Consider the following 8863-nt stretch of genomic DNA (forward strand, 5'->3'; position numbering starts at 1 on the left):
CAGCCTCCATCCGCTGGCGATAAAACCGGACAACTCACGTGCTACCTAATCCGGACAACTCATGTGCTTACGACACAGGGTTTCGCGCTTCATTGACAAGCTGCGGTGAAGTGGCTAGAAGCCCGCCCGCATGAGACGGGCTCGACGCCCGCTAGCGGATGGTCCGTCACGACAATGGCCTAGGGATGGTCAAGAAGGCGGCTTGTGATCAACCGGAAAGTTTGGATTTAAATCGGCGCGAGTCACGCCGCAAAGCTTGTGCGCACGGACCACGAGTATAAACTCCGGCCAGTTTGAAGCCTGAGCAAGGAAGGTCAGTTTTCAGATGAATCTGCGCATATCGGGAAAACACATGGATATCGGCGATGCGTTCCGTACGCGCATCAACGATCGTGTCGGCGAGGCGATCGGCAAATATTTCGACCGCGGCTTTGCCGGACATGTCACCGTCATCAAATCGGGCTCGCGCTATTCGGCGGATTGCATGATCCGGCTGGATTCCGGCGCTTCGCTGCAGGCGACCGGCGATGCCCAGGACCCGACGCTGGCTTTCGAGGCCGCGGCGGATCGTCTGGAAACCCGGCTTCGGCGCTACAAGCGCCGGCTGAAATCGCACAATTCGGGCAATGGCGAGCTCACCGATATCGCCTACACGGTGATGGCGCCACTCGCCGATGACGACGAGGACATTCCGGAGGATTTTGCGCCGGCCATCGTCGCCGAATCGACCATGACGCTGAAGACCATGTCGGTGGCGTCGGCGGTCATAGAACTCGACACAAAGGACAGTCCGGTCTTCGTCTTCCGCAACGCCGGAAACAATCACGTCAACATCGTCTATCGCCGGCCGGATGGGAACATCGGCTGGATCGATCCGTCCACGACCAAGGTCGCACAGGGATAAAACCGGCCGCACGAGGGGTGGGGACTGGTGACGGCAGGCGAACAAGGGATTTTCAAGTATGGATCTGAGCGATCTCATCAACGTTCCGGCGATATTGCCGGCGTTGAAGGCGAACTCCAAGAAGCAGCTTCTGCAATTGCTGTCGGAGAGGGCGGCCGCGATTTCCGGCATTCCGGAGCGGGAAGTGTTCGACACCATCCTGCAGCGCGAGCGGCTCGGCTCGACCGGGGTCGGCAACGGCATCGCCATTCCGCACGGCAAGCTGGCCGGCGTGAAGCGCATCGCCGGCGTGTTCGCCCGCCTGGAGACGCCGGTCGATTTCGAGGCGCTCGACGACCAGCCGGTCGACCTGGTGTTCCTGCTGCTCGCCCCTGAAGGGGCCGGCGCCGATCATCTGAAGGCGCTGTCGCGCATCGCGCGGGTGCTGCGCGACGCCGATACAGTGGCCAAGATCAGGGGAACGCGCGACGCCGTGGCAATCCACGCGCTTTTATCGGACACTCAGGCCTCGCACGCGGCCTGACGTTTTCTGGATAAACGATGGTCGAGGGCCGCCAGGGGCGGCCCCGTTCGTTTTCAGCGGAAAATCGCCTTAATGAATGGCGACCGTGGTCAGGTCGTTTTCCATGGCGCCGGCCAGCGCGCGATCGCGCGCATCCGAAAGCAGGATCGGCTGGCCGTTGGCGGCAAACAGCGCCCACAATTCCATGCCGGGCGCGATTTCGCCAATGCCCGGGAAACGGCCGAGCAGTTCCTCGCTCGTTACCTTGCGCAGATAAGCGACCGAGCCCTCGCCGAGATGGGCGAATTCACCGCTGGTCATGGTGGGATTTTGGTCAATTCTGGTCATTTCAAGCCTCCTTGGCGCGAGACGCCGCCCTGGTTCTGGGCAGTAGGCCATCCCGCATGAGAGCCATCGGCAAAGATCAGTCTTTCACCGATATGTTTATTTTCCGTACCAGCCGCTCGGACTCGGGCCGATCAAGATCGATCGACAAAAGGCCGTTCTTCAGCTCCGCCGCAATCACCCGCATGCCGTCGGCCAGCACGAAGCAGCGCTGGAATTGGCGTGCGGCGATGCCGCGGTGAAGAAATTCGCGCTCGGTATCGTCGGTCTGACGACCGCGCACGACCAACTGGTTTTCCTCCGTGGTGACATCGAGATCGCTTTCGGCGAAACCGGCGACAGCGAGCGTGATGCGCAGCCTTTCGGCCTTGCCGTCGGCGCCGCTGAGCCGCTCGATGTTGTAAGGAGGATAGCTGTCACCGGATTTCGCCAGGCGCTCCAGCGTCTTTTCCATGGCGTCGAAACCCAGGAGAAGCGGACTGGAGAAAGGCGTCATTCGGCTCATGTTACATTGTCCTCTCAAGAGCGACATAAACTGGAAAAACCCAGATGGCATTTTTCCCGATGGTCTTGATATGGTCCGCCCCACGACCAAGTTCAAGCCATCAAAACACCCGCCCAAAAAGACCACGTCGTGGACTCACAAGAATGATCGACATGGCGCTTGAAACGGCAGTGAGATGCAAGGAGAAGCGCTGCGCCGGGATTCGTTCCCCGGGCGGAGCGGTTCGGCAGCTCAAGGCCGGTTCGATGCGTTTCGCATGCTCGCTCGGACGCATGGGCTCATGGCCAAACAAGGAATTGAAATGCCCCAAACACGCAAGATCATCATCGACACGGATCCTGGCCAGGACGATGCCGTCGCCATATTGCTGGCGCTTGGCAGCCCCGAGCTGGAGATCGTCGGCATATCAGCCGTAGCCGGCAACGTGCCGCTGAACCTTACCGAAAAGAACGCCCGCAAGATCTGCGAACTGGCCGGCCGACCCGACATCAAGGTCTATGCCGGCGCCGTCCGTCCGCTGGCGCGTGAACTGGTTACGGCCGAGGCGGTGCATGGCCAAACTGGCCTCAACGGGCCGCAATTGCCCGAACCGACGATGAAGCTGCAGGATAAGTACGCCGTCGATTTCATCGTCGAGACGCTGATGAAGGAAGAGAGCGGCAGCATCACGCTGTGCGCTCTCGGGCCGCTCACCAATATCGCGCTGGCGCTGATCCGCGAGCCGAGGATCGCGCCGCGCATCAAGGAAATCATCCTGATGGGCGGTGGCTTCTTCGAAGGCGGCAATGTCACGCCGGCGGCCGAATTCAACATTTATGTCGATCCGCACGCGGCCGAGGTGGTGTTGAAATCCGGCATTCCGATCGTGCTGATGCCGCTCGACGTCACCCACAAGGCGCTGACCACCGCCAAGCGCACCCAGGCCTTTCGCAAGCTCGGCACCAAGGTCGGTACCGCAACGGCCGAGATGCTGGAGTTTTTCGAGCGTTTCGACGAGGAGAAATACGGCACCGATGGCGGGCCGCTGCATGACCCCTGCGTCATCGCCTACCTGTTGAAACCGGAGCTGTTCAAAGGCCGCAACTGCAATGTCAGCGTAGAAACCAGCTCGGAACTGACCATGGGCATGACCGTGATCGACTGGTGGGGCGTCACCAAGCGGGAAAAGAACGCCAAGGTGATGGGCGACATCGACCATGACGGCTTCTTCGCGCTGTTGCTGGAACGGCTGGGGCGGCTTTAAATCCGCCTCCTTACCCTCTCCCCTTGCGGGAAAAGGCGGCCTCGCGAAGCGAGGACGGATGAGGGGTGTTCCGGGGAACGCCGACGCCTCACTCCGTCACGCACCCCTCAACCATCTCGGCGTTGCGCGCCGATCCACCTTCCCCCACAAGGGGGAAGGAAAGGCGGCGGTGCTTACTTCGACCGCGAAAACGCCAGCCACAGGCCGCCGCCGATCATGAAGCTGCCGCTGATCCTGGACAGGAGCTTGACGCGGCGGGCTGACAGGATGCGACCGGCGCGGCCGGCGGCCAGCGCATAAGTCGAATCCGACATGGCGGCGAAGATCATGGCGGTGAGGCCCATGACGACGATCTGCAGCGAATAATTGCCTTGCGGCGCGATGAATTGCGGAAAGAAGGCGCCGAAGAAAATCAGCGTCTTCGGGTTGCTGAGCGCCACCAGCAGGCCCTGCAGGAAAAAGCCGCCGCGCGGCTTCCGCGCCGTTCCGTCGGCGTTCAGCTTGCCCTTGGACCGGAACATCTGCACGCCCATCCAGATCAGATAGGCGGCACCGATCAGCCGCACCCATTCGAACCAGTGCCCCATGCCCGATATCAGCGTGTTGAGGCCGATGCCGACGATGGCGATCATGACCGCCAGGCCGGCCTGCGTGCCGGCGACATTGGCCAGGCCGGCGCGGGCGCCATGACGGATGCTGTTGGCGATGATCAGCGTGACCGTCGGCCCTGGCACCAGGATGATGACGACGCACGCAAGGACATAGGCGGCATAGAGTTCCAGCGACATGATTTTTTCCCTCGGGCAGAATGCCGCCTGTGCGGCGCCACAATCAATGCATGGCGGCGATGCCGGTGCAAGCCGGCACATGGAGCCGCGCGATACGCAGATGCACCGGATTCAGGCGCCGGACGGCCACGGCAGTGTCGTCTCATAGGCCGCCGCCGCCTTCAGCACAGCCATGTCGCCACGCGGCCGGCCGATCAGCTGCATGCCCATCGGCCGGCCTCTGGCGTCGAAGCCGACCGGCACGCTGACGGCCGGGCAGCCGCCCATGGTGGCGGGCGCCGAAACCTGCATCCAGCGGTGATAGCTGTCCATCGGCCGGCCGGCGATCTCGCGCGGCCAATGGGTGCCGACGTCGAACGGAAAGACTTGCGCGGTCGGCAATGCAATCAGGTCGAAGCGGTCGAACAGCGACAGCAGCATCCGGTACCAGGACGTCCGGGCGACCGAGGCGGCGCGAATCCGAGGCGCCGTCAGGAGTTGCGCGTTCTCCACCTCCCAGACGGCTTCGGGCTTCAACAGGGCGCGCCTGGCGGGATCGTCATAGTGCACTTTCAGCGCGCAGCCGCTGCTTGCCTGGCGCAACGTCACGAAGGCCTGCCACAAGGCCTCGAAATCAAAATCCGGCACCAGTGCCTCGGCCTTGAACGAGGCCTCCCCGAAGCGGTCGAGCGCGGCTCGGCAGAGCTCGAGGATGCCGGGCTCCATGGGCAGGTGGCCGCCCAGATCGCCGAGCCAGGCGACACGGCCGCCCGCGGCGGGCATCCGCAGGCCTTCGAGGAAGGAGCCTTGTTTCTCATAGGACAAGGGTGCGTGCGGATGATAGCCCGCCTGCACGTCGAGCAGCAGCGCCATGTCGCCGACATTGCGCCCCATCGGCCCATCGACGCCCATCTGGGCATGAAAGACCTCGACGTCCGGGCCGCCGGGGACGAGCCCCTGCGATGGCCGGAAACCATAGACATTGTTCCAGGCGGCTGGATTGCGCAACGAGCCGCCGAAGTCGCTGCCATCGGCGACGGGCACCATGTCCAGCGCCAGCGCCACCGCGGCGCCGCCGCTCGAGCCGCCGGCGCTCAAATCTGGATCAAAGGCGTTCAGCGTCGGGCCGAACACGGGATTGTAGGTGTTGGAGCCGAGGCCGAATTCGGGAACGTTGGTCTTGCCGATGATGATGGCGCCGGCCTTGCGCATGCGCTCGACGAAGAAATCGTCCTCCTGGGGCTCGAAATCGGCGAAGATCGGCGAGCCGAAGGAAGTGCGCAGGCCGCGGGTCATTGCGAGATCCTTGACCGCAATCGGCAGGCCGAAGAGCACACCGGCCCGGTCCGGGCGGGCATCGGCTGCGTCGGCCTCGCGCAGGATATCGCTACGATCGCGCAAGGAAACGATGGCATTGACGAGCGGGTTGACGGCTTCGACGCGGTCGAGGAATGCCGTCACGACCTCACGTACCGAAAGTTTCCTTTGCCGGATCGCGTCGGCCAGTTCGACGGCGGGCAGGCGGCATATATCACCGGCCGGTGGCGCGGCATGCTTTGTCTGGGGGCGCATTCTGGTCGTCTCAGCGGGATTTCAGGAGTGCCTGGTCGACATCGGCGGCCAACGGGATCGCCGGCTGGGCGCCCGGCTTCAGGCATGCCAGCGTGCCGGCCGCGCCGGCCCGGGCGAGCGCCTGTTCGAGGGGCAGGCCCGACGACAGGCCGGCGGCGAAATAGCCGCAAAAGGTGTCGCCTGCACCAACCGTGTCGACCGGGGTGATCTTCAATGCGGGCACCGTCAGGGAATCGGTCGGCGTCGCCGCCATCACGCCGTCGCCGCCGAGCGTGACGACGATGGTGCGGCCGGTTTTCCCGGCAAAGTCGCGCATCCGTGCCGCGCGGTCGCGCCCGCTCAGCGACAGCACCTCGCCATAGAGGTCGAACTCGGTCTCGTTGGCGACGACATAGTCGGCCTTGCCGAGCAAGCCGGCCGCGTCGCGATGGAAGGGTGCGGTGTTGAGCACGGTGACGGCACCGGCCGCGCTTGCCTGATCGAGCGCGGCTTCGACGGTCGCAAGCGGGATCTCGTGTTGCAGGAGCACGACATCGCCTTTTCCGGGGAAGGCCTTGGACAGGTCGCCGGGCAGCACCGAGGCGTTTGCACCCGGCACCACGGCGATAATGTTCTCGCCTTCGTCGCCGACCATGATCAGCGCGGTGCCCGTCGAGGCAAAAGTTTCGGCCACGCCAGACAGATCCACCTTGGCCTGGCGCAGCAGCGCCAGGGCCTCGCCGGCGAAACTATCCTTGCCGACGGCTCCCACCATGCGCACCTTGGCGCCGGCGCGCGCGGCGGCCAACGCCTGGTTGGCGCCCTTGCCGCCGGGCGCGGTGGCGAAACCGGAGCCGCTCACCGTCTCGCCAGGGCTCGGCAAGCGGTCGACATTGGCGATAAGGTCGAGATTGATCGAGCCGACGACGATGATCAAGGAATGCCTCCTCATGAATGAGCGGGAAGCTATCCTGTAAGATCGTTGCTTTCCAGTGCATGCCGATATAGCAAGCGCCGCGGTGCCGCGGTGCCGCGGTGCCGCGTCATGCGAGTCAGCGGGGCGTCGTCGTTTTCCACGTGACAATGCCGGCGGAAGGTTCGCCGGCGTTCCCGATTTCAAGAGATGACCTGTCCCGCCTCCCAGCCCAGAATGGCGCGCTTGCGGGTCAGGCCCCAGTGGTAGCCGGTGAGGTCGCCGGATTTGCCGATGGCGCGGTGGCAAGGCACCACGAAGGAGAGCGGGTTGGCGCCGTTGGCGGCGCCGACGGCGCGGCTGGCGCTCGGCGCGCCGATGCTGGCGGCAATCGAGGAATAGGTGCGAGCCTTGCCCATCGGAATCTGGAGCAAGGCCTCCCAGACGCGAACCTGGAAGTCGGTGCCGATCATCACGACATGCAGCGGCTGGTCCGGGCGCCACAGCGTCGGGTCGAAGATGCGCGCGGCGTAGGGACCGGTCGCGGCCATGTCCTCGACATAGACGGCATTCGGCCAGCGGCTGGACATATCGGCGAAAGCGGCGCGTTCCTCGCCCGGATCGCTAAAGGCGAGGCCGGCAAGCCCGCGCTCGGTGGCCATGATCAGGGCGGTGCCGAATGGCGAGCTATGATAGCCATAGCGGATGGTGAGCCCGGCGCCGCGCGTCTTGTAGTCGCCCGGCGACATCGCCTCATGGGTGACGAACAGGTCGTGCAGCCGGCCGGGGCCGGACATGCCGAGCTCGAACGATGTTTCAAGCAGCGGCATGCCGGAATCGAGCAGCCTGCGGGCATGGTCCAGCGTCACCGCCTGCAGGAAAGCCTTGGGCGAAAGGCCGGCCCAGCGTGTGAACAGCTTCTGCAGGCCGGTCGGCGTCTCGCCGACCTCCTCTGCAAGCTCCTCGAGGGAAGGCTGGTCGCGATAGTCGAGGCTGATCTTCTCGATGGCGCGGCGCACGATTTCGTAGTCGCTGCCTTCGGGCGTGATGTCCTTCTTGAGGACTGCTGTCTGTGTACTCATGGGACTTCTCCTTGAGCCGGAATATCAGCCCTTGGGGCGCCGATCACCACCCGAAACTTGCCTTCTTGCGGCGCATACCCAGATAAACTCTGGTTTTCGAGCCCAGGAGTCGCCATGGCGGGTGAAAAGGTAAATCTCGCCGGCGCGAAAGAAACCTTGCTGATGACGCTCTACGGCAAGGCGCTGGAAAGCCGGATGCCCCATTCGCTGCTTGGGGATCGTTTCGCCGACGAGGCGGTGCGTAAGATCGACTATGATTTCTCAAGACTCAAGGTCGACAGCAATCTCGGCATCGGCCTGGCGATCAGGGCAAAGACGCTGGACGTCCGCGTCGAGGAGTTTTTGGCCAGAAATCCTGATGCCATCGTGCTGCATCTGGGGTGCGGGCTCGACACGCGCATCTTCCGGGTCGATCCGCCGCCAGGCGTGGACTGGTTCGACGTCGACTATCCGGAAGTCATTGAACTCAGGCGCAAGCTTTACCCGCCGCGCGACCGCTATCGCCTCATCGCTTCGTCGGTAACTGAACCGGACTGGCTGGCTGAAGTGCCCCGCAACCGACCGGCCATCGTGGTGGCGGAGGGGCTGACGCCCTATCTCCCGGCCGAGGAAGGGTTCCGCCTGTTCTCGCGCCTGGTCATACATCTTGCCGGCGGCGACTTGATTTTCGACGCTTACAGCGGTTTCGGCCTGAAGCTGCTGCGCCTCAATCCGGCGATCAGGGCGACAGGCGCCGAGGTCCACTGGGCGATCGAGGATCCGCGCGAACTGGAACTGGCTGTCCCGAAGCTGCGATTCATCGAGGACATTCCGGCCTATGGACCTGAACATGCCGCCCGCATGAGCTGGTCCGCGCAGCTGTTCGTTCGGCTTTGGAAACACATTCCCGCACTGCGCAAGATCGGCAGGCTTTTGCGCTATCGCTTCTGAAACGTCGTACCCTTGTTCGACGCGGTCCGGACGCAAGCTGTTCGGCTAGAGCGTTTCATATCTTGACGGAAGCGTAGCCTGCGTTTTCGAAGTAGTTCCTGCATTCGGCTGCCTCGATTGT

Annotated in this window: 10 protein-coding genes; 4 read left to right on the forward strand and 6 right to left on the reverse strand. The window is 63.6% G+C overall.

Annotated elements, in window-relative coordinates:
* Window positions 1-325: 325 nt before the first annotated feature.
* Together raiA and ptsN are read left to right on the forward strand one after the other, a co-directional pair.
* A complete protein-coding gene (gene raiA / locus FJ979_RS32225; protein ID WP_140500197.1) occupies window positions 326-904 on the forward strand; it encodes a ribosome-associated translation inhibitor RaiA in 579 nt (192 codons plus the stop codon).
* Window positions 905-962: 58 nt separating this feature from the next.
* The gene (ptsN, locus tag FJ979_RS32230) at window positions 963-1427 is read left to right on the forward strand and encodes a PTS IIA-like nitrogen regulatory protein PtsN (protein WP_135898701.1); all 465 of its coding nucleotides are present in this window, start codon (window positions 963-965) and stop codon (window positions 1425-1427) included.
* A gap of 69 nt (window positions 1428-1496) precedes the next feature.
* Here the strand turns inward: ptsN and FJ979_RS32235 are convergent, their stop codons facing one another.
* Window positions 1497-1754, reverse strand: a complete 258-nt coding sequence (locus FJ979_RS32235) for a DUF1150 family protein (RefSeq protein WP_140558405.1) — start codon at window positions 1752-1754, stop codon at window positions 1497-1499.
* A 76-nt stretch (window positions 1755-1830) separates the two neighbouring features.
* Window positions 1831-2256 carry an Hsp20 family protein gene (locus tag FJ979_RS32240; RefSeq protein ID WP_013893014.1) on the reverse strand — a complete coding sequence of 142 codons (426 nt, stop codon included), beginning with the start codon at window positions 2254-2256 and terminating at the stop codon, window positions 1831-1833.
* 301 nt (window positions 2257-2557) lie between these two features.
* Between FJ979_RS32240 and FJ979_RS32245 the strand changes: the two genes are divergently transcribed.
* Window positions 2558-3499, forward strand: a complete 942-nt coding sequence (locus FJ979_RS32245; protein ID WP_140584710.1) for a nucleoside hydrolase — start codon at window positions 2558-2560, stop codon at window positions 3497-3499.
* Between the two features lie 173 nt (window positions 3500-3672).
* On the opposite strand, the gene FJ979_RS32255 is transcribed toward FJ979_RS32245, so the two are convergent.
* The 4 genes from FJ979_RS32255 to FJ979_RS32270 all read right to left on the reverse strand — a co-directional run bounded on the left by FJ979_RS32255 (window position 3673) and on the right by FJ979_RS32270 (window position 7812).
* Window positions 3673-4287 (reverse strand): LysE family translocator, encoded by a 615-nt coding sequence (locus FJ979_RS32255; protein ID WP_140584714.1) that lies wholly within the window; start codon window positions 4285-4287, stop codon window positions 3673-3675.
* 111 nt (window positions 4288-4398) lie between these two features.
* Window positions 4399-5838 carry an amidase gene (locus tag FJ979_RS32260; protein WP_140584716.1) on the reverse strand — a complete coding sequence of 480 codons (1440 nt, stop codon included), beginning with the start codon at window positions 5836-5838 and terminating at the stop codon, window positions 4399-4401.
* A gap of 10 nt (window positions 5839-5848) precedes the next feature.
* On the reverse strand, window positions 5849-6754 hold the full coding sequence (locus tag FJ979_RS32265) for a ribokinase (protein ID WP_140584718.1): 906 nt from the start codon (window positions 6752-6754) through the stop codon (window positions 5849-5851).
* Window positions 6755-6933: 179 nt separating this feature from the next.
* Window positions 6934-7812 (reverse strand): bifunctional helix-turn-helix domain-containing protein/methylated-DNA--[protein]-cysteine S-methyltransferase, encoded by an 879-nt coding sequence (locus FJ979_RS32270; protein WP_140584720.1) that lies wholly within the window; start codon window positions 7810-7812, stop codon window positions 6934-6936.
* 114 nt (window positions 7813-7926) lie between these two features.
* Here FJ979_RS32270 and FJ979_RS32275 point away from each other — a divergent pair, with 114 nt between their 5' ends.
* Window positions 7927-8742 (forward strand): class I SAM-dependent methyltransferase, encoded by an 816-nt coding sequence (locus tag FJ979_RS32275; RefSeq protein WP_140584722.1) that lies wholly within the window; start codon window positions 7927-7929, stop codon window positions 8740-8742.
* Window positions 8743-8863 lie beyond the last annotated feature (121 nt).

Source organism: Mesorhizobium sp. B1-1-6, from assembly GCF_006443035.1.
Taxonomy (GTDB): domain Bacteria; phylum Pseudomonadota; class Alphaproteobacteria; order Rhizobiales; family Rhizobiaceae; genus Mesorhizobium.